We start from the raw sequence: 25,175 nt of genomic DNA, 5'->3' as shown, positions 1-25,175 counted from the left end.
CGGTTCCTCGTTCAGCGCATGGCTATGCCCGTGACCGTGACCCACGCGCGACATCCTGCCCCATGAGATGTTCGACCGCCGTTACGGCCGTCGCGAACCTGTCTTCGGTGAGCTTCAACCAAGGCACGCCGCGCTTCGCGAGCTCGCGTTCGAACAGGCCGGTCATCCACTCCCGCAGGTGCTCGCCGTCACGCCAGCCGTCCTGTTCGAACGGAACGCCGACGTGGTCGGTCAGCAGGTACAGGTCCGGTTCGGAGCCGAGGGGGAGTTCCGGCCGGAAACCGAGGTAGCGCTCACCCCACACGGTCGCGGCGAACGCGTCGTTGTCCGCGACGACCAGTGGCGCGGTCTCGGCCTGGATGCGGCGTTCCTGCTCGTGCGCAACGTCTTCGAAGTCGCCCAGGGTCCACACCAGACCGTCCACGGTGGCGTCCGGATCGAACGCGCGCGCGGCCGTGAGCTTGTGCTCGGTGTGCTCGCGGCCGTACTCGGGGATCCAGGGCGCGCAGAAATGGGACGCCAACTGCTTCGACAGCGTGGTCGTGCCGGTGCTCTCCGCGCCGACGACCACGACCTTCCAGCCCAGGCCTCGCTGGGTCGCGGGCGCGAGGTGGTGCCAGTTCGCGACGGGATCGGTGCGCACCGCCGTGCCGGACACCTGGTGCGTCAGGCGGTCGAGGTCGACGAGCACGTGCTGCGCGCCGAGCCGCCGGGCCAGTTCGTCGCCGTACTTCTCGCTGGAGAACACGACGTCGACGGGTGCCGCGCCCGGCTGGCCGTCCGCGATCGCACGCCGGGCCAGGACCGCGCGGGTCAGGTCGACGTGCAGGTTCCAGATCTCGTCGGAGTCGAAGTCCATCGGGTGGTCGTCGAGGTCGCCGATGATGCGGACGCCGGGCGTGTCGCGGTGGGTCTCGGTCAGCCAGCGCACGCGGTGTTCGAGAGGGATCGTCTCGTGCGAGGCCGCCAGCACCGTGACGGTCGTGCGTTCGCTGCGTGCGGCCGCCGTCTCGATGAGGTGGTGGTGGCCGTTGTGCGGTGGGTAGAACTTGCCGAGCACGAGAGCGTGGCCGAACTCCTTCACGCGGGCACCTCCTTCTTGATGTCCTTGGTCCAGTTGCGCAACCCGAGCACGCACAGCACCATGAACCCCACGTACAACACTGCTGTCAGATAGAGCTCCTTGTACGCGTAGAGCGGCACGTAGATCACGTCCGCGGCGATCCACAGCCACCAGCACTCGACCTTCTTGCGCGCCTGGCCCCACGTCGCGAGCAGCGACAGCACCGTCGTGATGGCGTCCCAGAAGGGCACCGTCGACTCGGTGAACGTCACCAGGACCCAGTGCAGCAGGCCGGTTCCGAGCACGCCGGCGACCGCGAGCCAGACCCATTGCGGCGTCGTGGTGCGGCTGACGTGCAACGCGCTGTGCTGGTCACCGCCGCGCACCCACGCCCACCAGCCGTAGACCGCGAGTGCCATGTAGACGATCTGCAGGCCCGAATCGGCGTAGAGGCCGCTGCCCCAGAACAGCACGAGGAACGCGACGTTGTTGGCGATCCCGATGGGCCAGTTCCAGGGGTTCTGCCGAGCGACCAGCCACACGCAAAGTGCGCCGGTGACGAAGCCTGCAACCTCAATGGGTGACACGTGCACTCCTTGACCGCTGTTCGAACATGTGTTCGAATCGACGGTGTGCGATGGGACGGACAGAAACTCGAGGCAGAGCCGCAGCAGGCGCTACCGGGGCTACCGGGACTGGTGCGCAGCGTACGAACTCCTGAGTTCGCGGACGTGGTGTTCCACGAGGTCCGCGCCAAATCCGTGCTCAACGGGGTACCGGGTTCGTCGCTGCCGTTCTCGTGGACGGTGAACCCGTATCGCGGCTGCTCACACGCCTGCACCTACTGCCTGGCCGGAGACACGCCGATCCTCATGGGCAACGGTCGCATGAAACCGTTGGCCGAGTTGCGCGAAGGCGACGAGATCTACGGCACCGAGCTCGTCGGCAACTACCGGCGCTACAAGCTCACGACCGTTCTCGCCCACTGGGAGACGCGCAAGACTGCGTACCGGCTGACGCTGGAGGACGGCACGACCGTCGTCGCCTCCGGTGATCACCGGTTCCTCACCGACCGCGGCTGGAAGCACGTGACGGGCGAAACGGCGGGCGTCGGCCGGCGCCCGCACCTCACGACCGGCAACAAGCTGATGGGCACGGGGGCGTTCGTCGAGCAGCCCTCCGTGACCGACGACTACCGCCGCGGGTACCTGCGCGGCATGGTGGACGACGAGACCGAGTTCCACATCCCCCTGGCCGACATCGAGGCCATGGAGCGCACACAGGAGTATCTCGACTACTTCGGTGTGCGAGAAGGGAGGGGATTTCTGCACCAGGTGCGCGAGCTCGCGCACTGGCAGATAGCCCCGAACCCCGACTGGCTCAAGGGATTCCTGGCCGGCGCGTTCGACTACCTCGGGACCTGCTCGCGCAGCATCCTGCGGATGTCGACGCGCAACGCAACTGTGCTGGAGGCGATCTGCCTGGCGCTCAAGCACTTCGACTTCGACTTCGCGATCGAGGAGCTGCGCCGCCGGCGTGGTGTGCGGGTCGTGCGGCTGCGCGGAGGGCTGCGCGAGAACCTGCGCTTCTTCCACACCGTCGACCCGGCGATCACCCGCAAGCGCGACATCGACGGCGTGGCGATCAAGTCGAAGCAGCCGCTGGGTGTCGTGTCCGTGGAACCGCTGGGGGAGATGACCCTCTACGACATCTCGACCGGCACCGCGGACTTCATCGCGAACGGGATCGTGTCCCACAACTGCTTCGCCCGCAAGACGCACTCCTATTTGGACCTCGACACCGGCAAGGACTTCGACGACCAGCTGATCGTCAAGGTCAACGCGGGGGAGGTGCTGTCGCGCCAGCTGCGGTCCACGCGGTGGAAGCAGGAGCACGTGGCGCTCGGCACGAACACCGATCCGTACCAGCGGGCGGAGGGGCGGTACGCCTTGATGCCAGGGATCATCGAGGCGCTGACCGCCTCCCGCACGCCCTTCTCCATCCTCACGAAGGGCACGCTGCTGGCACGTGATCTGCCGTTGCTGACGGCGGCCGCCGAGGTCGTGCCGGTCGGGATCGCGGTGTCGCTCGCGTTGATGGACCGGGATCTGCACAAGTCGCTGGAGCCCGGCACGCCGACGCCCGCCGCCCGGCTCGACCTGGTGCGGAAGGTGCGGGAGGCCGGCTTGCCGTGCGGGGTGTTCGTGGCCCCGGTGTTACCGGAGCTGACGGATTCCGCCGAACAGCTGGACTTCCTGCTGGAGCAGATCGCGGCCGCCGGCGCGACCGGTGTGACCGTGCTGCCGCTGCACCTGCGTCCCGGCGCGAAGGAGTGGTTCGCGGCCTGGCTGCGCCGCGAGCACCCGGACCTCGTCGAGACGTACCGGTACCTGTACGGCAACCGGTCCTATGTGGACAAGCGGTATCGCGCCCGGCTCGCGGCGCGCGTGGTCCCGTTGATCGAGAAGCACGGGCTGGCACCGCGGGGCCGGTCCACCGACGCCGTCACCGGTGTGCCCGGCGACGACGACGGCGTGTGGCCCGACGGCAGCCTGCCGGTGGGTGTGCCGGCACCGCGCGTCGATCAGGAACAACTCACACTGCTGTGATCCTCAGTGGGACGCCCTCTTCCCCAGGGTGTTCTTCACTCGGCCCACCCGCCCTGGGCCATCGTCTGGAACTTCCACTCGCCGCCGACTCTCGTGAGCAGGTCGCCGTAGCGCACCGTGATCCCGTTGATCGTGCCGTCCGTGATCACGAAGACCAGGTTGTCGTTGATGAAGTGCGGCGTCCTGGTGGACTCCATCTGCACCTCACCGCCGAGCTGGGCGCCCATCTCCTTCAGGAACGTCTCACGGTCCCACGACGTGGCCGAGCCGTCGGTGACCGTGTTGACCGGGAACAGGGCCATGTCGGCCATCGCCTCGACGTCGCCCTTGACCGCGAGCTCGTCCCACCGCGCAAACCACTGCATGATCTCGTCGTACGCCATACCGTACATTGTACGGAACTTAGCGCCTGCTGACCACCGCATTGGTGTCTTCGCTGGTCACGAGCTCGGCGTCGAGTCCCGCAGCGGTGAAGGCGGCGAGCGCGGCCGGTGCCTGGCGCTCGCTGGTCTCGCTCAGCAGGTGGCCGCCGGGCCGGAGCCAGGTCGCTGCCTGTGTTGCCACGCGGCGCAGGACCTCCAGGCCGTCCTCGCCACCGTCGAGCGCCACCCGTGCCTCGTGGTCGCGGGCTTCCGGCGGCATGAACCGGATGTCGTCGGTCGGCACGTACGGGACGTTGGCGACCACGACGTCGATGGCGCCCTTGAGGTGTGCGGGGAGGGCGTCGAACAGGTCGCCTTCGAACACGTTCATGAGGTTCTTGCGCGCGCACGCCACGGCCACGGGGTCGATGTCGGCGGCGTAGACCGTGGCGGCCGGCAGCCGGTGTTGCAGGACCGCGCCCACGGCGCCGGAGCCGCAGCACAGGTCGACGACGGTGGCGGGCTTCAGATCGGTGGCGAGGTCCACCAGCAGTTCGGTGCGGTGGCGGGGGACGAAGACGCCCTTGGCGACCACGATCCGCTGCCCGCAGAACAGCGCCCAGCCGACCGCGTGCTCCAGCGGCAGGCCGTCGACCCGTTGCCTGACCAGGTCTTCGAGATGCTCGGCGTCGCGAGCGGCTTCTTGCAGCAGTGCGGCCTCTTCTTCGGCGAAAACGCAGCCGGCGGCCCGCAGTCTTTCCACGATGCTCATCGCTCGCGGACGCTAGCAGCAACTTCTTCTCGGGCTATTTACAAGCAGTCTTGACTGTTTGTTTGTTCGCCGGAACACTCGGGGCGTGGAGACGAGGCAGCGCCAGGCCGACCGCACGCGCGAGACGAAGCGGAAGCTGATGGAGGCGACCGTCGAGTGCCTGGTGGAACGCGGCTGGTCAGGCACCACGACGACCGAGGTGGCCGAACGCGCGGGGGTGTCGCGCGGCGCGCAGCTGCACCACTTCCGCACCCGCGGTGAGCTGGTCGCGGCGGCCGTGGAGCACGTGGGCGCGGAGAGCGTCGAGGTGCTCAAGCGGCGCGCGGAGATCGCCGAGAAGACCACGCACGCCGTGGTGGAGCTGATCGCGGACTTCCACGCCAGCGACCTGTTCACCGCGGCCCTCGAACTGTGGGTGGCCGCGCGCACCGACCCGGAGCTGCGCGAGCAGGTGCTGGAACTGCAGGCCCGCCTGGGCCGCGAGGTGTACGGGCTGGCGCTGGAGCTGCTCGACGTGGACGACTCGAAGCCGGGTGTGAGGGACGCCGTGCAGGCAACCCTTGATCTTGTGCGCGGGCTGGCGCTCGCCAACCAGCTCGCCGATGACGCCAAGCGCCGGGCGCACGTCGTGCGCTACTGGGCGCGGATGCTGGAGGAACAGCTGTGATCACGGAACTGCTGGCCGACCTCGACGCCGAGTCGCGCTCGCTGGACGAGATCGTCGCGGGGGTGGACGACTGGTCGGTGCCCACGCCCGCGGAGGGCTGGACCGTGGCGCACCAGATCGGCCATCTCATGTGGACGGACAAGGCGTCGATCCTCGCCATCACCGACCCCGAGGCGTTCCAGGCGCAGCCGCTGACCGCCGACATCGTCGACCGCACCGCGGCGGAGGCGGCGGCGTCGCCGGACCTGCTGGAACTGTGGCGGGACAGCCGGAAGTCGTTGCTGGAGCACCTCGCTCAGGCGTCCGGGAAGATCCTGTGGTTCGGGCCGCCGATGAGCCCGGCGTCGATGGCCACCGCGCGGATAATGGAGACCTGGGCCCACGGGCAGGACGTGGCCGATGCGCTCGGCGTGGTCAGGGAGCCCACCGCGCGCATCAGGCACGTGTGCCACATCGGCGTGCGGACGATGGGTTTCGCCTTCCTGCTCAACGGGTTGGCGGTGCCGGCGGACGAGGTGCGGGTCGAGCTGACCGGGCCCGGCGGCGAGTCGTGGACGTGGGGACCGGAAAACGCCGAGAACCGGGTTTCCGGGCCGGCACTGGACTTCGCGTGGCTGGTGACGCAGCGCCGCAACCGCAAGGAGCTCGCGATCGAGGCCTCGGGCCCGGTGGCGCAGGAGTGGGTGCCGATCGCGCAGGCGTTCGCGGGGCCGCCCGGAGGTGGCCGTTGATCAGGATCGGCAACGCGTCCGGGTTCTACGGCGACCGGCTGTCCGCGATGCGCGAACAGCTGGAGGGCGGCGAGCTCGACGTCCTGACCGGCGACTACCTCGCCGAGCTGACCATGCTCATCCTCGGGCGCGACCGCATGAAGGACTCGTCGCTGGGATACGCGAAGACGTTCCTGCGGCAGATGGAGGACTGCCTGGCGCTGGCGCTCGACAAGGGCGTCAGGATCGTGGTCAACGCCGGTGGCCTGAACCCCGAAGGGCTGGCGCGCAAGCTCGGCGCCGAGGTCGGGGCCAAGGTCGGGTACGTCACGGGTGACGACCTCAAGGAGCGGTTCCCCGAGGCGTTGACCGCGAACGCCTACCTCGGCGCGTGGGAGATCGCGGAGTGCCTGGACCAGGGTGCGCAGGTCGTGGTCACCGGGCGCGTCACCGACGCGAGCCTCGTGGTCGGGCCCGCCGCGGCGCACTTCGGGTGGGCGCGCGACGACTGGGACCGGCTGGCCGGGGCCACGGTCGCCGGGCACGTGCTGGAGTGCGGGACGCAGGCCACGGGCGGCAACTACTCGTTCTTCACCGAGATCGACGTGACCCGGCCGGGGTTCCCGATCGCGGAGATCGACGAGGACGGCTCGTGCCTGATCACCAAGCACGACGGCACGGGTGGCGCGGTCACCGTCGACACCGTGACGGCGCAGCTGCTGTACGAGATCGGGGCGCCCGAGTACCTGGGCCCGGACGTCACCACGCACTTCGACACGATCCGGCTCGACGCGCACGAGCGCGGGGTCAGGATCAGCGGTACGAAGGGGAGTCCGCCTCCCGGCACGCTCAAGGTCTGCCTGAACACGTTGGGCGGCTTCAGGAACTCCACGACGTTCGTCCTCACCGGACTCGACGTCCAGCAGAAGGCGGACCTGGTCCGCCGGCAGCTGCACGACGCCATCGGCGAGCAAGGGCTGACGTGGACGCTGGCGCGGACCGACCAGCGGGACGCGGCCACCGAGGAGCAGGCCAGCGCGTTGTTGCACGTCACCATCAAGACGGCGGATCCGAAGCGGGCCAAGGGTTTCAGCCGGGCGGCGATCGAGCTCGCGCTGGCGAGCTATCCCGGTTTCCACGTCACGGCGCCACCCGGCGACGGGACGCCGTTCGGGATCTACCGAGCCGCGTACGTGAACCGTGACGAGGTCAGTGCCAAGGCGGTGTTGCTGTGAAGAGGCCGCTGGGAACGATCGCCGGTGCGCGCAGCGGCGACAAGGGCGGGGACGCGAACCTCGGTGTGTGGGTGCGCAGCGACGAGGCCTTCGAGTGGCTGAAAGGCTTCCTCACCACCGAGAAGCTCAAGGAGCTGCTGCCGGAGGCGCGCGAGGTCAGCAGGTACGAGCTGCCGAACCTCAGGGCGCTCAACTTCGTGCTGCACGGCCTCCTCGGTGACGGGGTGGCGAGCAGCACGCGGTTCGACCCGCAGGCCAAGGCGCTGGGCGAATGGCTGCGCAGCAGGGAAGCAGAGATCCCGGAGGAGCTCCTGTGATCACGAAGGACCTGTACGAGCGGAAAGAACTGCGGCAGCTCGTCCGCGACTTCACGCGCAGGGAGATCGCGCCGCACCTCGGCCAGTGGGAACGCGACGGCGAGGTGCCGCGCGAGCTGCACAAGAAGGCCGCGGAACTCGACCTGCTCGGCATCGGGTTCGAGCACGGCGACCTGCTCGACTCGGTCGCGCTGACCGAGGAGATCATCCAGAACGGCGGCTCGTCGGGCCTCATGGCGGCGCTGTTCACGCTCGGCATCGCGATCCCGCACATCTGGCAGAGCGGCAACGAGGACCTGATCGAGAGGTTCGCCAAGCCCGCGATCCGGGGCGAGAAGATCGGCAGCCTCGCGGTCACAGAGCCTGGCGCAGGGTCCGACGTCGCGGCGATCAGGACCAGGGCGGTCAGGGACGGCGACCACTACGTCGTCACCGGCGAGAAGACGTTCATCACCTCGGGCTGCCGGGCGGACTTCGTCACGACCGCGGTGCGCACCGGCGGCGAGGGCTACCAGGGCATCTCGCTGCTGGTGATCGAGGACGGGTTCACCCGCCGCAAGCTCGACAAGATGGGCTGGCACTGCAGCGACACCGCCGAACTGCACTTCGACGGCGTGCGCGTGCCGGTGGCGAACCTGGTGGGGCAGGAGAACCAGGGCTTCGCGCTGATCATGCAGCAGTTCCAGGTCGAACGCGTGACGATGGCGGTCGAGGCGTACGCGACGGCGCAACGGGCGCTGGACCTGACCGTCGAGTGGGTGCGCAACCGCGAGACGTTCGGCAAGCCGCTGATCAAGAACCAGGTGGTGCGGCACAAGCTCGCACACATGGCGCAGAAGATCGACCTGGCGCGGACGTACACGCGCGAGGTCGCGGCCAGGATCGACCGCGGCGACGACTGCGTCACCGAGGTCTGCTTCGCGAAGAACGCCGCCGTGGACGCCTGCTCCGAGGTGGTCGACGAAGCGGTGCAGCTGCACGGAGGCATGGGCTACATGCGGGAGTCCGAAGTGGAGCGTCATTACCGGGACGCCCGCATCCTCGGCATCGGGGGCGGGGCGAGTGAAGTGATGACCGAGCTCGCGGCACGACGATTGGGGTTCGCCTGATGGGCAACAGGGAGGCGCTGCTCGCGAAGATCGCGGGACTGGACGCCGAGCACGCCAAGGCGCTCGCGGGCGGTGGGCCGAAGTACGTCGAGCGGCACCACAAGCGCGGCAAGCTCCTCGCCCGCGAACGGGTGGAGCTGCTCATCGACGAGGACAGCCCGTTCCTGGAGCTGTCCCCGCTCGCGGCGTGGGGCACCGACTTCCCGGTGGGTGCGTCGGTCGTCACGGGCATCGGGCGCATCGAGGGCGTCGAGTGCGTGATCGTCGCGAACGACCCGACGGTGCGCGGTGGCTCGTCGAACCCGTACACGCTGCGCAAGTCGCTGCGGGCCAACGACATCGCGTTGCAGAACCGGCTGCCGCTGGTCAGCCTGGTCGAGTCGGGCGGCGCGGACCTGCCGACGCAGAGCGAGATCTTCATCCCCGGCGGCCGGGCGTTCCGCGACCTGACGCGGTTGAGCGCGGCCGGGATCCCGACGATCACGGCGGTGTTCGGCAACGCGACGGCCGGCGGCGCGTACGTGCCGGGCATGTCCGACTACGTGATCATGATCAAGGACCGCTCCAAGGTGTTCCTGGGCGGTCCGCCACTGGTCAAGATGGCGACCGGCGAGGACTCCGACGACGAGTCGCTGGGCGGCGCGACCATGCACGGCGTGACGTCCGGGCTCGCGGACTTCGTGGCGGAGGACGAGACCGACGCGATCCGGCTGGCGCGCAGGGTCGTCGCCCGGCTGAACTGGCGGAAGCTTGGGCCGGAGCCGGCACCGGTGGAAGAGCCGCTGTTCGACGCCGAGAGCATCCTCGACATCGTCTCCGAGGACCAGCGGGTGCCGTTCGACCCCCGTGACGTCATCGCCCGGCTCGTCGACGGGTCGCACTTCGACGAGTTCAAGCCGTTGTACGGCAACAGCCTCGTCACCGGGTGGGCCCGCATCCACGGCTACCCGGTCGGCATCCTCGCCAACGCGCGTGGCGTGCTGTTCAGCGAGGAGTCGCAGAAGGCCACGCAGTTCATCCAGCTCGCGAACTCCAGCGACACACCCCTGGTGTTCCTGCAGAACACCACCGGCTACATGGTCGGCGCCCAGTACGAGCAGGGCGGCATCGTCAAGCACGGCTCGATGATGATCAACGCCGTCTCCAACAGCCGGGTGCCGCACCTGACGATCACCATGGGCGCCTCGTACGGCGCGGGCAACTACGGCATGTGCGGCAGGGCGTACGACCCGAGGTTCCTGTTCACCTGGCCCAACGCCAAGTCGGCCGTGATGGGCCCCGCGCAGCTCGCCGGGGTGCTCTCGATCGTCGGGCGGCAGGCCGCCGCGGCGAAGGGGCAGGAGTACAACGAGGAGCACGACGCCGCCATGCGCAAGATGGTGGAGGCGCAGATCGAGGAGCAGTCGCTCGCGCCGTTCCTGTCCGGGAAGCTCTACGACGACGGCGTGATCGACCCGCGCGACACCAGGACCGTGCTCGCCCTCTGCCTCTCCGCTGTCCACAGCGGACCGATCAAGGGCGCCGACGGCTTCGGCGTCTTCCGGATGTGAGCCCCGTGATCAAGTCCCTCCTGATCGCCAACCGCGGCGAGATCGCCCGCCGGATCATCCGCACCTGCCGGGACAACGGAATCCGCACGGTCGCGGTCTTCTCCGATCCGGACGCCGGCTCGCCGCACGTCCGCGAGGCCGACTTCGCGGTCCGGCTGCCCGGCGCGTCACCCACCGAGACCTACCTGCGTGCGGACCTGCTGGTCGAGGCGGCGGTCAGGGCGGGCGCGGACGCCGTCCACCCCGGCTACGGATTCCTCAGTGAGAACGCCGATTTCGCACGCCAGGTGCAGACCGCCGGCCTGACCTGGGTCGGCCCGGAACCGGACTCGATCGAGGCGATGGGGTCCAAGGTCGCCGCGAAGAAGCGGATGGCGGCCGCGGGTGTGCCGACGCTGCCGGAACTCGACCCGGAGACCGTCACCGAGTTCCCGGTGCTGATCAAGGCGTCGGCCGGTGGTGGTGGCCGGGGCATGAGGATCGTGCGGGAGAAGGCCGAGTTCGCGGACGCGCTGGCGAGTGCGCGGCGCGAGGCCGAGTCGGCGTTCGGTGACCCGACGGTGTTCTGCGAGCCGTTGCTGGAGCACGCCCGGCACGTCGAGGTGCAGATCCTCGCCGACGCGCACGGCACGGTCTGGGCGCTCGGCGAACGCGAGTGCTCGATCCAGCGCAGGCACCAGAAGATCGTCGAGGAGTCGCCCAGCCCGGCGGTGGACGACGACGTGCGCAAGCGCTTGTTCGCCGCGGCGACGGCGGCGGCCGAGTCGATCGGGTACGTCGGCGCGGGCACCGTCGAGTTCATGCTGAAGGGCGAGGACTTCCACTTCCTGGAGGTCAACACGCGCCTGCAGGTCGAACACCCCGTCACCGAGCTCGTCCACGGCGTGGACCTGGTCGAGTGGCAGCTGCGCATCGCCGAGGGGGCCAGGCTGCCGGTGGAGGTGCCGCAGCCGCGGGGCCACGCGATCGAGGTCCGCCTCTACGCCGAGGATCCGGCGAACGACTGGCGGCCGGCGAGCGGCACGCTGCACCGGTTCCACGTGCCCGGCGACGTCCGGCTCGACAGCGGTGTCGAGGACGGCTCGGTGGTCTCCGTGCACTACGACCCGATGCTGGCCAAGGTGATCGCCTACGGGCCCACGCGCCGGGCCGCCGCCCGCAAGCTCGCCACGGCGCTGGAGAGCGCTCAGATCCACGGTCTCGTCACGAACCGCGCACTGCTCGTGGACATCCTCGGCAACGAGGCTTTCCTCGACGGTGACACGCACACCGGGTTCCTGACCGAGCACGACCTCACCAGGACCGTTGACCCGCAACCGTTTGCGCTCGCGGCGGCGCTGGCGAGCGCGGCCGGGCGCAGGATCGGGCACCTTCCGCTCGGCTGGCGCAACGTGCGTTCTCAGCAGCCGAAGGCCAGGTTCCTGTTCGGCGAGGAGCTGATCGAGGTCGAGTACGACCCGAAGCAGGCGACTCCCGGCGTGGTCACGCTCGACCTGGACGGTGTGCTCGTTCCGTTCCACGTCGCGAGGTATGGCGATCTGGTCGAGGTCGACTCACCGCGCGGCTCGGTGTCGCTGAAGGTCGTGCCGCGCTTCCCCGAACCGGAGACCAAGCTCGCGCCGGGCGCGACCGTCGCCCCGATGCCCGGAACCGTGGTGAGGGTGTCGGTCCAGCAGGGCGACGTGGTCGAGGCCGGTGCCGAACTCCTGGTGCTGGAAGCCATGAAGATGGAACACCGGGTGCTCGCGACCAGCGCGGGCACCGTCACCGAGCTCCTCGTCGAGAACGCCCAGCAGGTCAACTCTGGCGACGTCCTGGCCGTAGTGGAGGAACTGTGAGCTTCGTCGAGTCCGAAGAGCGGATCGCGCTGCGCAAGGCCGTCGCCGAGTTCGGTGCCCAGTACGGCCACGACTACTTCATCGCCAAGTCCAGGGCGGGGGAGAAGACCACCGAACTGTGGGAGGAGGCCGGCAAGCTCGGCTACCTCGGCGTGGCCGTGCCGGAGGAGTACGGCGGCGGTGGCGGCGGCATCGGTGACCTGGCTGCGGTGTGCGAGGAACTGGCGGCGGCGGGATGCCCGTTGCTGCTCATGGTGGTCTCGCCGGCCATCTGCGCCACGGTGATCGCGCGGTTCGGCACCGAGGAGCAGAAGGCCAAGTGGCTGCCCGGTTTCGCGGACGGCACGCTGAAGATGGCGTTCGCGATCACCGAGCCGGACGCGGGTTCCAACTCGCACAAGCTGAAGACGCACGTGAAGCGCGACGGGGACGACTGGATCCTCAAGGGCACCAAGACCTACATCTCCGGCGTCGACGAGGTCGACGCGGTGCTCGTGGTCGCGATCCAGAAGACCGGGCCGGTCCTCGTGGTCGTGCCGACGGACGCGGAGGGCTTCACCTGGCACCAGATCGAGATGGACCTGGTGGCGCCGGAGAAGCAGTTCACCCTGTTCTTCGACGACGTCAGGCTGCCCTCGGACGCCGTCGTGGGCTCGCCGGACCAGGGCCTGCTGCAGGTCTTCGCCGGTCTCAACCCCGAACGGATCATGGGCGCGAGCATGGCGACGGGCTCGGCCCGCCTGGCGATCGCCAAGGCCGTCTCCTACGCCCGGCAGCGCCAGGTGTGGGACAGCCCGATCGGCGCGCACCAGGGCCTCTCGCACCCGCTGGCGAAGATCCACATCGAGATCGAGCTGGCCAGGCTGATGACGCAGAAGGCGGCCGCGCTCTACGACTCCGGTCGCGACAAGGAGTCCGGTGAGGCCGCGAACATGGCCAAGTACGCGGCGGGCGAGGCCATCGCGGCCGCGGTCGACCAGGCCATCCAGACGCACGGCGGCAACGGGCTGAGCTCCGAGTTCGGGCTGGCGTCGATGCTCGGCATGTCCCGGTTGTCCCGCATCGCGCCGGTGTCGAGGGAGATGGTGCTCAACTTCGTCGCGCAAAACTCGCTGAAGTTGCCGCGCTCGTACTGACACACTGCGGGACATGGGGACTTTCACGAACGCGGACGGGCTCGGCCTCGCCTACCACGGTGAGGCCGGGAATCCGCTGATCTGCCTGCCGGGCGGGCCGATGCAGGACTCGTCGTACCTGGGCGGGGTGCCGCTGGACGACGTGATCAGGCTGGACCTGCGCGGCACCGGCGACTCGGAGAAGGCCGACCAGTACCGCGTCGATCACCAGGTCGACGACGTGGAAGCGCTGCGTCAGCACCTCGGTCTCGACAAGATCAGGCTGTTCGGCCACTCCGCGGGAGGCACGCTCGCGATCCTGTACGCCGTGCGATTCCCGCAGCACGTCGAGGAGCTCGTCCTCGTCGCGCCCAGCCCGCGCGTGACCGGCATCGACGTGACTGACGACGACCGCCGCGAGGTCGTGCTCCAGCGCAGCGGCGAACCCTGGTACGCCGAGGCGGTCAAGGGGTTCGAGGAGATCTGGGCGGGCAACTTCACGCCCGAGGCGTTCGCGAAGATCGCCCCGTTCCACTACGGCCGCTGGAACGACGCCGCGCGGGCACTGGAAGACCACCCGTCCAACGACGAAGCCGCGCGCGAGTACTACGCCGAGGGCGCCTTCGATCCCGAGCAGGTTCGTGCCGGGCTCGCGAACCTCGACGTGCCAACGCTTTTCGTCGTCGGCGAGTACGACGTGGCGCTACCACCGAAGCGCGCGCGGGAGTACGCGGGGCTGTTCGCACGAGCGACGCTGGTCGTGCAGCCCGGTGCCGGTCACTTCCCCTGGGTGGACGACCCCGAGGCGTTCGCGGCGACCGTCCAGCGCATCCCGTAGAGACCGGGACCGAAGTCGAGCGCGGCGGCGTGCGCGTAGCCCCCGTCGTCCACGGGCGCCGGACGGGCGCCGCCGGACATTTCCGTTCCGGCCGGGCCGGACGAGAATTGTTCGCAGGAGGCGGGCGGGGACTCGGCCGCGAATTTGATCTCCAGCACGTAGTCGTGCACGCGTTCGCCGAACCTCCGGAAATGCGTGTGCTCGACCGTCGGATGTGGATAGATCAATTCGTACTCGATCGCGATCGACTCGCCGGTGGAGATCGGTTCGTCGAACAACATCTCCGCGACGAGCACGCCGTTCGTGCGTTCCCTGGCGATCCGGCCGACCCGGCAGGAACGGACGGCGGTGAGCGCGGGCTGCGCGGAACCCGTTTCCTGGCACAGGATCCAGCGGTCGACATCCGCGGTGCTCGCCTGCATGACCTGTCGTGACCGGATGCCGCGCACGCCGCCGCAGGGCGCGACGTCGACCCGGTCGTGCTGGGCGGTCAGCACCAGGCCGGAACCGTCCCAGGCGGCCCGCGCCGACTTCTCCCGCCTGCGGGAACGGCCACGCGGCCGCGGCGGCCCCAGCAGGCGGCTGAGTGCGGTCGCCGGAAGTCCGAGCACGTCCTCCAGGTGCGCCAGCGCCATCAGCGACTCGGGACGCTCGGGTCTGCGCCGGCCCGACTGCCAGTAGCTCAGCGCCGTCACGCTGATCGGCGCGCCCCGCATCTTCAGGCGGTGCTGCAGTCGTTCCAGACTGAGTCCCCGCACCTGGATCGCGACCCGCAACGCGTCCGCGAACGGACCCGTCACGAGAAGGTCGGCGAGCTCCTCGCGCGGTGGGTAAATCGTGAGCATCCACTCCTCCGTTTCACGGAGTCAAGTTCGGAAGGCTATCGGCAGCAAAGGGAACGCGGTACAGCCGATCGGCGGTTTTGTCCCGGTTCGAAACTCGGCAGGTTCAGATCTCGGGACTATTACGCCGCCAATAGCCCCGGTCAGGTTCCTGAGCATCCCTGCGACGAACAGGACTGCACAATGCGCAAGACTGCAACTCTGCTGGGTTCGGCGGTCATGATCGCCGCGTTCGCGGCACCGGCCACCGCCGCCGTGGGCGAGATCCGCGTCTCGCCCGGTGAGAACATCGCCGGCAGTTTCATCGTCAAGCTGAAGGACAACGGGGTCACCGCGAGCGCCCAGACCCTCGGTTCCCGGTTCGGCGGCCAGATCGGGCACGTCTACGACACGGTCTTCCAGGGCTTCTCGGTCAGGATGAGCGACGCGCAGGCGCGCAGACTGGCCGCTGACCCCTCGGTCGAGTACGTCGAACGCGACCAGGTCGTCAGCATCCAGGCGACGCAGACGAACCCGCCGTCGTGGGGGCTCGACCGCATCGACCAGCGCAACCTGCCGCTCGACCAGCGCTACACCTACAACACCACCGGTTCCGGCGTGAACGCCTACATCATCGACACCGGTGTCCGCATCACGCACCGCGACTTCGGCGGCCGCGCGAAGAACGGCTACGACTTCGTGGACAACGACGCCGTCGCGCAGGACGGCAACGGCCACGGCACCCACGTCGCCGGCACCGTCGCGGGCACGCTGCACGGTGTCGCCAAGCAGGCGAACATCATCGGCGTCCGCGTGCTGAACAACTCCGGCTCCGGCACCATCGCCGGTGTCGTCGCCGGCGTGAACTGGGTGGCGTCGAACCACGTCAAGCCCGCTGTCGCCAACATGTCGCTCGGCGGCGGCGCCAACACCTCGCTCGACAACGCCGTGTCCGGCGCGATCACGCGCGGCGTGACGTTCGCCGTCGCGGCGGGCAACTCCAACACGAACGCGGCGAACACCTCGCCCGCGCGCGTGGCGGCGGCGCTGACCGTGGGCTCCACCGAGCGCACCGATGCCCGCTCCTCCTTCTCCAACTACGGCCCCGTGGTGGACGTCTTCGCGCCCGGTGGTGGCATCACGTCCACGTGGAACACCAGTGACACGGCCACGAACACGATCTCCGGCACCTCGATGGCGGCCCCGCACGTCGCCGGCGTGGTGGCCCGCTACCTGCAGGGCAACCGGAACGTGACGCCCGCCCAGGTGGCGACCGCGATCACGACCAACGCCACCAACGGCAAGGTGACCAACCCCGGAGCGAACACGACCACGAGGCTCCTGCACTGGGCCCCGACCAGCTGAACACAGCCCTGAGATGTGCGGCCCCGGTTCTCTGCGAACCGGGGCCGTTTTCCCTGCAGAAGAAAGGAAACCTGCCCGTGAGAGCCCTGCTGGCAGTCGCCGCACTCGCGGCAACGGTCGTGGTCGCCCCGGCGTCCGCGGCCACGTCGTCGTACATCGTCGTGCTGAAGGACGGCACCGTCTCGTCGTTCAGCGGTGCCGTCGAGCACCGGTACTCCACTGTCCTCAACGGCTTCAGCGCCCGGCTGACGGCGGCGCAGCTGAAGGCGCTGAAGGCCGACCCGAACGTGTCCTCTGTGGAACGTGACGGGATCGTGCACGCCAACGGCGTCCAGCTCAACCCGCCGTGGGGCCTGGACCGCATCGACCAGCGCTCGTTGCCGCTCAACCAGCGCTACGAGTACACGACCACCGGCCGTGGCGTGAACATCTACGTGATCGACACCGGGCTCCGCGTGACGCACGCGGACTTCGGCGGCCGTGCGCGCAACGGCTGGGACACCGTCGACAACGACGCGGTCGCGCAGGACGACAACGGCCACGGCACGCACGTCGCGGGCATCGCGGCGGGCACGACGAGCGGCGTCGCCAAGCAGGCGACGGTGTGGGGAGTGCGCGTGCTGAACGGTTCGGGTTCCGGCACGATCTCCGGTGTCATCGCGGGCGTCGACTGGGTGACGCGCAACGCCGTGAAGCCCGCGGTGGCGAACATGTCGTTGGGCGGCAGTGCTTCCGCGGCGCTCGACGCGGCGGTGCAGAAGTCGATCGACTCCGGCGTCTCGTACGCGGTCGCGGCCGGCGGCGGCAACACCGACCCGGGGAACTCGTCACCGCAACGGGTCTCGGCCGCGATCTGCGTGGGCGCGTTGACGCAGAACGACACCAAGTCCTCGTCGTCGAACTTCGGGCCCCTGGTGGACATCTGGGCGCCGGGCGTGAGCATTCCCTCGGCCTGGAACACCTCCGACACGGCGACCGCGACGCTGAGCGGTTCCTCCATGGCCGCACCGCACGCGGCCGGTGTCGCGGCCCGGTTCCTGGAACGCAACCGCGCCGCCACGCCCGCACAGGTCGAGCGCGCGCTGGTTACCACGGGCACTCCGGGCACGCCACCCGTCACTCGTATCCTCTACTGGCCGCCATCCCTGTGAAAGGTGAATTGTCCGGCAATGCAAGTGCGTCTTAATCCGTAATACACCCTTGGCAGGAACCGGATCTCTCCATAACGTCGAAAGCGCTTCGTTCCCCTGCAAAGAACGGAATGCACATCATGACGCGAAAGATCCGGTTCCTGGCCGGTGCCGGCGCGGCGACTCTCGCCATGTCGGTTCTGATGGTTCCCAACGCCTCCGCCGCCGAGGGCGAGGTGCTGTCGCTCAACGCTCCGGAGAAGATCGCCGGCAGCTTCATCGTGAAGCTGAAGGAAGGCAAGGCGAACGGGCACGCCCTCGCATCCCGTTTCGGCGGCACCGTCGAGCGCGAGTACAAGACCTTCGGCGGCTTCAACGTGAAGCTGACCGAGAAGCAGGCCAAGCGCCTGGCCGCCGACCCGTCGGTGGACTTCGTGGAGGCCGACCAGGTCGTCCACACGCAGGCGACGCAGACGAACCCGCCGTCGTGGGGTCTCGACCGCATCGACCAGCGCAACCTGCCGCTCAACCAGTCCTACAGCTACACCTCGACCGGGTCCGGCGTGACCGCGTACGTCATCGACACCGGCGTCCGCATCAGCCACTCCACGTTCGGTGGCCGCGCCACCAACGGCCGTGACTTCGTGGACAACGACGCCGTCGCGCAGGACGGCAACGGCCACGGCACGCACGTCGCCGGCACCATCGCGGGCTCGCAGTACGGCGTCGCGAAGGCCGCGAGGATCGTCGCCGTCCGCGTGCTCGACAACAACGGCTCCGGCACCCTCGCGGGCGTCGCGGCCGGCATCGACTGGGTGGGCGCCAACGCCGTCAAGCCGGCCGTCGCCAACCTGTCGCTGGGCGGCGGCGCCAACGCCACGCTCGACACGGCCGTCCGCAACGCCGTCGCCAAGGGCGTCACGTTCGCCGTGGCCGCGGGCAACTCCAACGCCAACGCGTCCGGCTTCTCGCCGGCCCGCGTGACCGAGGCGATCACGGTCGGCTCCACCGACCGCACCGACGCCCGCTCGTCGTTCTCGAACTACGGCTCGGTGCTCGACATCTTCGCCCCGGGCCGCGACATCACGTCGTCCTGGCACACCTCCGACAGCGCCACCAGCACCATCTCGGGCACGTCGATGGCCACCCCGCACGTCGCGGGTGCCGCCGCTCGCTACCTCTCGACGAACTCGTCGGCCACTCCGGCCCAGGTCGCCTCGTACCTGATCGGGCAGTCGACGCCGTCGAAGGTGACGAACCCGGGCACCGGTTCGCCGAACCGCCTGCTGTACCTCGCGCCGACCGCGTGAGCTAGCTCCGTGTGAAAGGCCGCGACCCTCCTGGTCGCGGCCTTTCCTATTCTGGGGTCCATGGTGGAGGCCTGGCTAAGCACCTGGCCTGAAGCCTTGTCTGAACCTCGGGGCTCTCGTTGGTGGCTATGGGCGTCTGCAAGTACCACCAACTCTTGATCGAATCGCCGTCAACTACACCCAACCTGTTCGTTGTCCGCCGAACTCGATTCCGTTCCGGTGAGCCCGGTCGACGCTGTTGGCGGTAGGTAGGTGCCTGTTGATGTTGGGTTGGTGGTACTTGCAGGCGCCATCAGGGCCAGGTGACGGCCAGTGGGCGCGGGGCTCCCGCAACGCGCGGAAACACGTGGCGAAGGTGGCGGACAGGCCGATCACGACCGTGCCGACCGTGGTGATCATCAACGGGGCGAGGCACGCGCCATCGCACGTCCTGACGGGGTGACCCCGAGGAACCCGATGAACAGCACGCTGATGGCCACCACGAACATCACCAGCATGCCGACGACGGCGAGCGCGATCCGCATGACCGGGAACACCGTCGGGCAGTCGGCGCCGACCGCGTGAGCCCGCTCCTCGTCAGAAGGCCGCGACCCTCCTGGTCGCGGCCTTTCCTATTCTGGGGTCCATGGTGGAGGGTCTGAAGGGCATCGACTGGTACCGGTTGCGCAGTCACGACGGGTACGCCGACGACCTCCCCAGGTTGCTGAGGCAGGCCCGGACCTCCGTCGAGCCGCACGAGGAGCTGGTGCGCCACCTGTGCGCCGACGAGTCCGGCGTCAGCGAGGCGACGGCGGCGGCGTGGCCGTTCCTGCTGGACCTGGTCGCCCACGACAACACTCCCGGCCGCGAGTGGCTGCTCGAGAACCTGTGCGGCGGCATCGCGGCCGCCGCCGGCAGCCTCTCCGACGAGGTTCACCCGAGTTGGCCACCCGCGTGGGAGGCGTCGAAACCGGCTCTGCTGGCGTTGCTCGACCACGGCTCGGTGGCGGTGCGGCGGGGCGTGTTGTTCGTGCTCGGGCAAGCGCGCGGGGACAGTGCGCCCGTGCTGCCCGCTCTGACGCGCCGGTGGGAACTGGAGACCGATCCGGCGACGCGGTTGTGCCTCGTGCTCGTCGCGACGGAGTTCGCCGGGCGGGGCGACGAGGCCGCGGTCTCGTGGCTGCGGGAGTTGCCGGTCGCCGACGACGAGCCGCAGGCCCGGCTCCTCGTGTCCGCGGCGACCACGCCGGACGCCGACGTGATCCTGCGCGGGCTGACCGGGGACCTGGAGTTGTTCCTGGGCACCGGGTCGTTCGAGATGGGCTACGACGAGGTGCTGGAGCACGTGCTCTGGCTGGTGGGGCCCAAGGACTTCGAGGGCATGGACCTCGTGCTGGCGCTGGTGGACGTGCTGCCGTGGCGGACGGAGGCGCTCGACTACCTGCGCAGGCTCTTCGAACGCGACACGACGGACGTGGGCCTGGTCGTGCCGTTCGTGCCGGTGTGGGCGGCCGACCCGGACGTCCGGTTGCGGGCCTTCGCGGTGTGGCTGGTCGGCGTCGCGCGGGCTCGGGAGTACCGGGACCTCGTCGCCGCGGCGGTGCACGACCACGCCGTGACCTCGTTGGGCCAGCGGGTCTCGACGCTGGCCACGTCGGTGCTGCTGGAGCTGCGATGAAGCCTGTGCTGGAGGGAGTGGACGACATCGCGTGGCACTCGATCGACCACGCCTTCGGTCCCGCGCTGGACACACCGGGACACCTGCGGGCATTGCTTTCCAGCGATCCCGAGGTCGTCGCGCAGGCCATCACGGACCTGGACCGGACCGTGCGCGAGGAAGGTGGCTTCGTGTGCCCGGCGGCCACGGCGGTGCTGCCGTTCCTGGTCGAGGTCATGCCCTCGCTCGCTCCCGAGCACCGGGCACGACTGCTGGGCATGGTCGAACAGATCACGGACGACGGCGAGAACGCCGAGCAGGTCGACCCCGGCTGGCACGCGGCCTGGGCGAAAGCGAAACCGGTGCTGGGGAGATCATTTCCGCAGCGGGAAAGCCCTGCCTGAAAATCTGTCGGTGGCTCCGGCTAGCCTTGACGGCAAAGCTGACTTCGTCTACAAGGAGCCACCACCGTGTTGCGCACGCACGAGGCCGGATCACTCCGGGCCGAGCACGCCGGGCAGTCCGTCACCCTCACCGGGTGGGTCGCTCGCCGGCGGGATCACGGCGGTGTCATCTTCATCGACCTCCGCGACGCCAGCGGTGTCGCCCAGGTCGTTTTCCGCGAGGGCGAGATGGCCGAGCGCGCGCACCGGCTGCGCAGCGAGTACGTCATCAAGGTCACCGGCGAGGTGAGCAGGCGTCCCGAGGGCAGCGAGAACCCCGAGCTGGCCACCGGCGCCATCGAGGTCTATGTGAGCGACCTCGAGGTCCTCAACGAGGCCGCGCCGCTGCCGTTCCAGGTCGAGAGCGACGTGGAGCCCGGCGAGGAGGCCCGCCTCAAGCACCGCTACCTCGACCTGCGCCGCTCCGGTCCCGCACAGGCGATCCGGCTGCGCAGCGAGGTCAGCCGCATCGCCCGCGAGGTGCTGCACGGCGAGAAGTTCGTCGAGATCGAGACGCCGACCCTGACCCGCTCCACCCCCGAGGGCGCGCGCGACTTCCTGGTGCCGGCGCGGCTGCGCCCCGGCAGCTGGTACGCGCTGCCGCAGTCGCCGCAGCTGTTCAAGCAGCTGCTCATGGTCGGTGGCCTGGAGCGCTACTACCAGATCGCGCGCTGCTACCGCGACGAGGACTTCCGCGCCGACCGCCAGCCGGAGTTCACCCAGCTCGACATCGAGATGAGCTTCGTCGAGCAGGACGACGTCATCGGCCTCACCGAGAAGCTGCTCGCCGCGATCTGGAAGGAGACCAAGGGCGTCGACATCCAGGTGCCGTTCCGCCGGATCTCCTACGCCGACGCGATGGCGAAGTACGGCTCGGACAAGCCGGACCTGCGCTTCGAGCTCGAGCTCACCGACCTGACCGAGTACTTCAAGGACACGACGTTCCGCGTGTTCCAGGCGCCGTACGTCGGTGCCGTCGTCATGCCCGGTGGTGCCTCGCAGCCGCGCCGCACGCTCGACGCGTGGCAGGAGTTCGCCAAGCAGCGCGGCCACAAGGGTCTCGCGTACGTGCTGGTCCAGGAGGACGGCACGCTGGGCGGCCCGGTCGCGAAGAACCTCACCGACACCGAGCGCGAGGGTCTCGCGAAGGCCGTCGGCGCCAACGCGGGCGACTGCATCTTCTTCGGCGCGGGCGACCCGCGTGACGCACGTGCCCTGCTGGGCGCGGCCCGCGTCGAGATCGCGCACCGCGTCGGCCTCATCGACGAGAACGCCTGGGCGTTCGGCTGGGTCGTCGACTTCCCGATGTTCGAGTCGGTCGACAAGCTCGAGGCCGGTGACGTCGCCGTCGGCGGCAGCAACTGGACGGCGCTGCACCACGCGTTCACCTCGCCGACCCCGGAGTGGATCGACAACTTCGAGTCCGACCCCGGCAACGCGCTGGCCTACGCCTACGACGTGATCCTCAACGGCAACGAGCTCGGCGGTGGCTCGATCCGTATCCACCGCGCGGACGTGCAGCAGCGCGCGTTCAACGTCATGGGCATCGGTGCCGAGGAGGCGCAGGAGAAGTTCGGCTTCCTGCTCGACGCGTTCAAGTTCGGCGCCCCGCCCCACGGCGGCATCGCGCTCGGCTGGGACCGCCTCTGCATGCTGCTCGCGGGTGCCGACTCGATCCGCGAGGTCATCGCGTTCCCGAAGTCGGGCGGCGGCTACGACCCGCTGACGGCCGCTCCGGCGCCCATCACGGCGCTGCAGCGCAAGGAGGCCGGTGTGGACGCCAAGCCCCAGGAGAAGGCCGAGCAGAAGGCGGCCGAGAAGGCCGAGCCGAAGGCCTGACGATCTTTCGGCGGCGTGTCCTGGAACGTGGCCGGCTGCTTCGCGGTCAGACGGGCGCATCGTGGTGCCGCCACCGCGTCCTCGTACTGGTTGTACGGGGGCGCGGGGGCGGCACCACGAGGCGTCCCTGCTGAGCGTGAAGCAGTCCGCCCACGTTCTGGGACACGCCGCCGGCGCGGGGGCAACCTGCCGGATGCCTCCGCGCGTCCCAGAACATGAGACCGGTTCGCCCGATCGAGCATCTACTTGATCGGTATTGAGGAGCGCGGGCCGATTGATTCGCTTGATCGGTCCGCGGTGGGCAACGGAAGGTGTTTCCACACGTCCACACCTCGGAGGGGTGTCCGGAAACGGTGTGAGCCGTTACCAACGAGTGGTGGTGGTCGCAGCCTCGCCCGATTAGCGTCGGTCCGGCTCACGGACATGGGGAGTAGGGTCGGAGGGGATGAGCGTGGAGATCACCGCGGGCCCTCCTGACACGACTTCACCTGAGATCGCGGACGCTGTCGTGGCGGCTGAGCGGGTACTGACCAAGCGACTGGGCGCACAGGTGCGCCTCGCTGACCCCGAGGCTCTCGGGGGTACCGGTCGTTCCGTCGTCATTCGCGTGAGAGTCGCCGCCTCGCCGTTCTCCATGCCCCGCACGCTGGTCGTGAAGCGCTATCCCGCCGGCACCGGCGACCGCGACCCGTGGGCGCACGAGGCCGTGAGCCACCAGCTGCTGACGGCGCTGCCGGCCGAAGAGCGCGCCACACCGGAACTCTTCGCCCACGACGCGGCGTCGCGTCTCGTCGTGCTGGAAGACCTGGGCCGTGCGCCGAGGCTGTCCGAGAAGCTGCAAGCCGGCGACGCACGCGCGGCCGAACGCGGCCTGCTCTCGTGGGCACACGCCATGGGCCGCCTGCACGCCACGACGGCGGGTCGTGACGCGGACTTCGACGCGTTGATGCGCCGCGCCGGAGCGCAGTGCTGCCAGGACCCGATCGCGGTCGACGTGCACGCGGCGATCGCGGGCTTACCGGCGCTGCTGGAGTCCACTGTGGGCGTGGGCACGTCCACGCAGGCCATCGAGTACGCCGCCGGCGCCGCACGGGCGTTCAGCACCTCGCGGCGGCGCGCGTTCAGCCCGTCGACGTCGTGCCCGGACAACCACCTGGTCACCTCGCGCGGTGTCCGGTTCGTCGACTTCGAGGGCGGCTGCGTCCGCGACATCGTGTTCGACGCCGCGGCGTTGCGCGTGCCGTTCCCGTCCTGCTGGTGCGGATGGGGTCTGCCGCCGGGGATGTCCGAGGCCATGGTCGCAGCCTGGCGCGCGGAGGTCGGGTCGGTGTGGCCCGAGATGGACGACGACGCGGTGCTCTTACCGCGGCTGCTGGAGGCCCAGCTGCTGTGGGTGTGGCTCGCGACGTGGAGGGCGCTGTCCAAGCCCATGCCCATCGTTGTCAACGCTCCTCCGCGCAGCGTCGTGCTGACGGGCCGGTGGATCCGGTTGCGGGCCGACGCGCTGCTGCTGGGCGAGAAGACCGTGGCGTCGCACGCCGACGCGGTGATCGGCGCACTGGCCGACCGCTACGGCCCTGAGGTGCTCGAACTCCCGCTTTACCCTGCATTTCGCTGAACCGTTCCCACACGGTCATTCGCGGATCACCGTGCCACCTGATGCTGTTTCGCGTGCTGGTGTTACTCGGTGACTCGACAGCGGTCGGGATCGGCGACCTCGTGCCCGGCGGCTGGCGCGGCTTCGGCCCGATCCTCTCCGCCGCCTACTCGGACAACGGCTACCGCAACTACGCCGTCTCCGGCGCTCGGCTGGCGGACGTCAGACGCAGCCAGCTGCCGCGGGCGTTGCGGGACAGGCCCAGTGCCGCCGTGGTCATCGCCGGTGTCAACGACACGCTCAGGTCGGACTTCTCCGTGCGGCGGATGCACGAGGACCTCGACCACATCTGCCGCGAGCTGACCGCCGCCGGGGTCTCCGTCGTCACCGTGCGGTTCCACGACCAGGGCCGCGTGTTCAAGCTGCCCGGCAAGCTGCGGCGGGTCCTGAAGGACCGCATCGACGAGTACAACCGCGTGGTGGACGTGGTGGTGGCGCGGCACGGCGTGCGGTGCGTCGACCTGCACACGATGCCCGGCGCCTACGAGCTGGAGACGTGGGCGGTCGACCGCCTGCACCCGTCCGAACTGGGTCACCGGATGCTGGCGCGGGCGTTCGCGGCCGAGCTGCGTGTGCTGGGACACCACGTCGGCGAGGTCAGCCTGGAGTGCTCCGGCGGGCGCGAGCTGACGGTGTGGCACCACGTGGCGTGGCTGGCGCTCAAGGGGATCCCGTGGCTGTTCCGGCGGGGCACCGACCTGGTTCCGTTGCTGTGGAACGACAAGACGCCGGTCGAGGCGTGGCCGGTGCCGGGCGAGGTGTTCCCCGCCGACACCGGCCGCCTCTGAC

22 protein-coding genes and 1 pseudogene are annotated in these 25,175 nt (G+C 69.4%); 17 read left to right on the top strand and 6 right to left on the bottom strand.

Annotation, left to right across the window (positions count from 1 at the left end; all coding sequences use genetic code 11):
- Nucleotides 1–22: 22 nt before the first annotated feature.
- The gene (locus SK571_RS27680; RefSeq protein ID WP_319987017.1) at nt 23–1,084 is read right to left on the bottom strand and encodes an AAA family ATPase; all 1,062 of its coding nucleotides are present in this window, start codon (nt 1,082–1,084) and stop codon (nt 23–25) included.
- On the bottom strand, nt 1,081–1,650 hold the full coding sequence (gene pnuC / locus SK571_RS27675) for a nicotinamide riboside transporter PnuC (protein WP_319987016.1): 570 nt from the start codon (nt 1,648–1,650) through the stop codon (nt 1,081–1,083). The genes SK571_RS27680 and pnuC overlap by 4 nt, the downstream gene beginning before the upstream one ends.
- On the opposite strand from pnuC, the gene SK571_RS27670 reads away from it, so the two are divergent.
- On the top strand, nt 1,651–3,672 hold the full coding sequence (locus SK571_RS27670; RefSeq protein ID WP_319987015.1) for an intein-containing Rv2578c family radical SAM protein: 2,022 nt from the start codon (nt 1,651–1,653) through the stop codon (nt 3,670–3,672).
- Nucleotides 3,673–3,707: 35 nt separating this feature from the next.
- Here the strand turns inward: SK571_RS27670 and SK571_RS27665 are convergent, their stop codons facing one another.
- Nucleotides 3,708–4,055, bottom strand: a complete 348-nt coding sequence (locus SK571_RS27665; protein WP_319987014.1) for a nuclear transport factor 2 family protein — start codon at nt 4,053–4,055, stop codon at nt 3,708–3,710.
- A gap of 19 nt (nt 4,056–4,074) precedes the next feature.
- Entirely contained in the window at nt 4,075–4,806 is a 732-nt protein-coding gene (locus SK571_RS27660; protein WP_319987013.1) for a putative protein N(5)-glutamine methyltransferase, read from the bottom strand.
- Nucleotides 4,807–4,945: 139 nt separating this feature from the next.
- Here SK571_RS27660 and SK571_RS27655 point away from each other — a divergent pair, with 139 nt between their 5' ends.
- The 8 genes and pseudogenes from SK571_RS27655 to SK571_RS27620 all read left to right on the top strand — a co-directional run bounded on the left by SK571_RS27655 (nt 4,946) and on the right by SK571_RS27620 (nt 14,185).
- Nucleotides 4,946–5,473, top strand: coding sequence for a TetR/AcrR family transcriptional regulator (locus SK571_RS27655; protein WP_406602041.1), 528 nt, complete (start codon nt 4,946–4,948; stop codon nt 5,471–5,473).
- A complete protein-coding gene (locus SK571_RS27650) occupies nt 5,470–6,204 on the top strand; it encodes a TIGR03084 family metal-binding protein (protein ID WP_319987011.1) in 735 nt (244 codons plus the stop codon). The genes SK571_RS27655 and SK571_RS27650 overlap by 4 nt, the downstream gene beginning before the upstream one ends.
- Nucleotides 6,205–6,251: 47 nt before the next feature.
- Nucleotides 6,252–7,735: pseudogene (locus SK571_RS27645) on the top strand (acyclic terpene utilization AtuA family protein).
- The gene (locus tag SK571_RS27640) at nt 7,732–8,844 is read left to right on the top strand and encodes an acyl-CoA dehydrogenase family protein (RefSeq protein ID WP_319987010.1); all 1,113 of its coding nucleotides are present in this window, start codon (nt 7,732–7,734) and stop codon (nt 8,842–8,844) included. The pseudogene SK571_RS27645 and the gene SK571_RS27640 overlap by 4 nt, the downstream one beginning before the upstream one ends.
- Nucleotides 8,844–10,394, top strand: a complete 1,551-nt coding sequence (locus SK571_RS27635; protein ID WP_319987009.1) for an acyl-CoA carboxylase subunit beta — start codon at nt 8,844–8,846, stop codon at nt 10,392–10,394. The genes SK571_RS27640 and SK571_RS27635 overlap by 1 nt, the downstream gene beginning before the upstream one ends.
- A gap of 5 nt (nt 10,395–10,399) precedes the next feature.
- Complete coding sequence (locus tag SK571_RS27630; protein WP_319987008.1) at nt 10,400–12,232, top strand: ATP-binding protein; 1,833 nt, start codon at nt 10,400–10,402, stop codon at nt 12,230–12,232.
- Complete coding sequence (locus SK571_RS27625; RefSeq protein ID WP_319987007.1) at nt 12,229–13,368, top strand: acyl-CoA dehydrogenase family protein; 1,140 nt, start codon at nt 12,229–12,231, stop codon at nt 13,366–13,368. Before SK571_RS27630 ends, SK571_RS27625 begins: the two co-directional genes overlap by 4 nt.
- A 13-nt stretch (nt 13,369–13,381) precedes the next feature.
- A complete protein-coding gene (locus SK571_RS27620) occupies nt 13,382–14,185 on the top strand; it encodes an alpha/beta fold hydrolase (protein ID WP_319987006.1) in 804 nt (267 codons plus the stop codon).
- Here the strand turns inward: SK571_RS27620 and SK571_RS27615 are convergent.
- Nucleotides 14,125–15,030: a helix-turn-helix domain-containing protein gene (locus SK571_RS27615; protein WP_319987005.1), complete on the bottom strand. Its 906-nt coding sequence runs from the start codon at nt 15,028–15,030 to the stop codon at nt 14,125–14,127. The genes SK571_RS27620 and SK571_RS27615 overlap by 61 nt on opposite strands.
- Nucleotides 15,031–15,210: 180 nt before the next feature.
- Here SK571_RS27615 and SK571_RS27610 point away from each other — a divergent pair, with 180 nt between their 5' ends.
- The 3 genes from SK571_RS27610 (at nt 15,211) to SK571_RS27600 (ending at nt 18,811) form a co-directional block, all read left to right on the top strand.
- On the top strand, nt 15,211–16,371 hold the full coding sequence (locus SK571_RS27610) for a S8 family peptidase (protein WP_319987004.1): 1,161 nt from the start codon (nt 15,211–15,213) through the stop codon (nt 16,369–16,371).
- Nucleotides 16,372–16,448: 77 nt separating this feature from the next.
- Nucleotides 16,449–17,522 (top strand): S8 family peptidase, encoded by a 1,074-nt coding sequence (locus tag SK571_RS27605; RefSeq protein ID WP_319987003.1) that lies wholly within the window; start codon nt 16,449–16,451, stop codon nt 17,520–17,522.
- A gap of 119 nt (nt 17,523–17,641) precedes the next feature.
- Nucleotides 17,642–18,811: a S8 family peptidase gene (locus tag SK571_RS27600; RefSeq protein WP_406602037.1), complete on the top strand. Its 1,170-nt coding sequence runs from the start codon at nt 17,642–17,644 to the stop codon at nt 18,809–18,811.
- A gap of 398 nt (nt 18,812–19,209) precedes the next feature.
- On the opposite strand, the gene SK571_RS27595 is transcribed toward SK571_RS27600, so the two are convergent.
- Complete coding sequence (locus tag SK571_RS27595) at nt 19,210–19,335, bottom strand: hypothetical protein (RefSeq protein ID WP_319987001.1); 126 nt, start codon at nt 19,333–19,335, stop codon at nt 19,210–19,212.
- 101 nt (nt 19,336–19,436) lie between these two features.
- Here SK571_RS27595 and SK571_RS27590 point away from each other — a divergent pair, with 101 nt between their 5' ends.
- The 5 genes from SK571_RS27590 (at nt 19,437) to SK571_RS27570 (ending at nt 25,174) form a co-directional block, all read left to right on the top strand.
- Complete coding sequence (locus tag SK571_RS27590; protein WP_319987000.1) at nt 19,437–20,468, top strand: hypothetical protein; 1,032 nt, start codon at nt 19,437–19,439, stop codon at nt 20,466–20,468.
- The gene (locus SK571_RS27585) at nt 20,465–20,851 is read left to right on the top strand and encodes a hypothetical protein (RefSeq protein ID WP_319986999.1); all 387 of its coding nucleotides are present in this window, start codon (nt 20,465–20,467) and stop codon (nt 20,849–20,851) included. Before SK571_RS27590 ends, SK571_RS27585 begins: the two co-directional genes overlap by 4 nt.
- A gap of 66 nt (nt 20,852–20,917) precedes the next feature.
- A complete protein-coding gene (gene aspS / locus SK571_RS27580) occupies nt 20,918–22,729 on the top strand; it encodes an aspartate--tRNA ligase (protein ID WP_319986998.1) in 1,812 nt (603 codons plus the stop codon).
- Between the two features lie 445 nt (nt 22,730–23,174).
- Nucleotides 23,175–24,347: a hypothetical protein gene (locus SK571_RS27575; RefSeq protein WP_319986997.1), complete on the top strand. Its 1,173-nt coding sequence runs from the start codon at nt 23,175–23,177 to the stop codon at nt 24,345–24,347.
- A 53-nt stretch (nt 24,348–24,400) separates the two neighbouring features.
- Nucleotides 24,401–25,174 (top strand): SGNH/GDSL hydrolase family protein, encoded by a 774-nt coding sequence (locus tag SK571_RS27570; protein WP_319986996.1) that lies wholly within the window; start codon nt 24,401–24,403, stop codon nt 25,172–25,174.
- The last annotated feature ends 1 nt before the right edge of the window (nt 25,175 follow it).

This window comes from Lentzea kristufekii (assembly GCF_033949925.1).
GTDB classification, from domain to species: Bacteria; Actinomycetota; Actinomycetes; order Mycobacteriales; family Pseudonocardiaceae; genus Lentzea; species Lentzea kristufekii.
The sequence above is the reverse complement of the archived record's forward strand: the minus strand, read 5'-3'. Positions and strand labels throughout refer to the sequence as shown.

Bases quoted from the DNA above. Each gene is read 5' to 3' on its own strand.
- SK571_RS27665 (WP_319987014.1), bottom strand. From the start codon at position 4,055: ATGGCGTACGACGAGATCATGCAGTGGTTTGCGCGGTGGGACGAGCTC.
- SK571_RS27595 (WP_319987001.1), bottom strand. From the start codon at position 19,335: ATGCGGATCGCGCTCGCCGTCGTCGGCATGCTGGTGATGTTCGTGGTG.
- SK571_RS27600 (WP_406602037.1), top strand. From the start codon at position 17,642: ATGACGCGAAAGATCCGGTTCCTGGCCGGTGCCGGCGCGGCGACTCTC.
- SK571_RS27660 (WP_319987013.1), bottom strand. From the start codon at position 4,806: ATGAGCATCGTGGAAAGACTGCGGGCCGCCGGCTGCGTTTTCGCCGAA.
- SK571_RS27575 (WP_319986997.1), top strand. From the start codon at position 23,175: ATGAGCGTGGAGATCACCGCGGGCCCTCCTGACACGACTTCACCTGAG.
- SK571_RS27615 (WP_319987005.1), bottom strand. From the start codon at position 15,030: ATGCTCACGATTTACCCACCGCGCGAGGAGCTCGCCGACCTTCTCGTG.
- SK571_RS27610 (WP_319987004.1), top strand. From the start codon at position 15,211: ATGCGCAAGACTGCAACTCTGCTGGGTTCGGCGGTCATGATCGCCGCG.
- SK571_RS27590 (WP_319987000.1), top strand. From the start codon at position 19,437: ATGGTGGAGGGTCTGAAGGGCATCGACTGGTACCGGTTGCGCAGTCAC.
- SK571_RS27635 (WP_319987009.1), top strand. From the start codon at position 8,844: ATGGGCAACAGGGAGGCGCTGCTCGCGAAGATCGCGGGACTGGACGCC.
- SK571_RS27585 (WP_319986999.1), top strand. From the start codon at position 20,465: ATGAAGCCTGTGCTGGAGGGAGTGGACGACATCGCGTGGCACTCGATC.
- SK571_RS27655 (WP_406602041.1), top strand. From the start codon at position 4,946: ATGGAGGCGACCGTCGAGTGCCTGGTGGAACGCGGCTGGTCAGGCACC.
- SK571_RS27620 (WP_319987006.1), top strand. From the start codon at position 13,382: ATGGGGACTTTCACGAACGCGGACGGGCTCGGCCTCGCCTACCACGGT.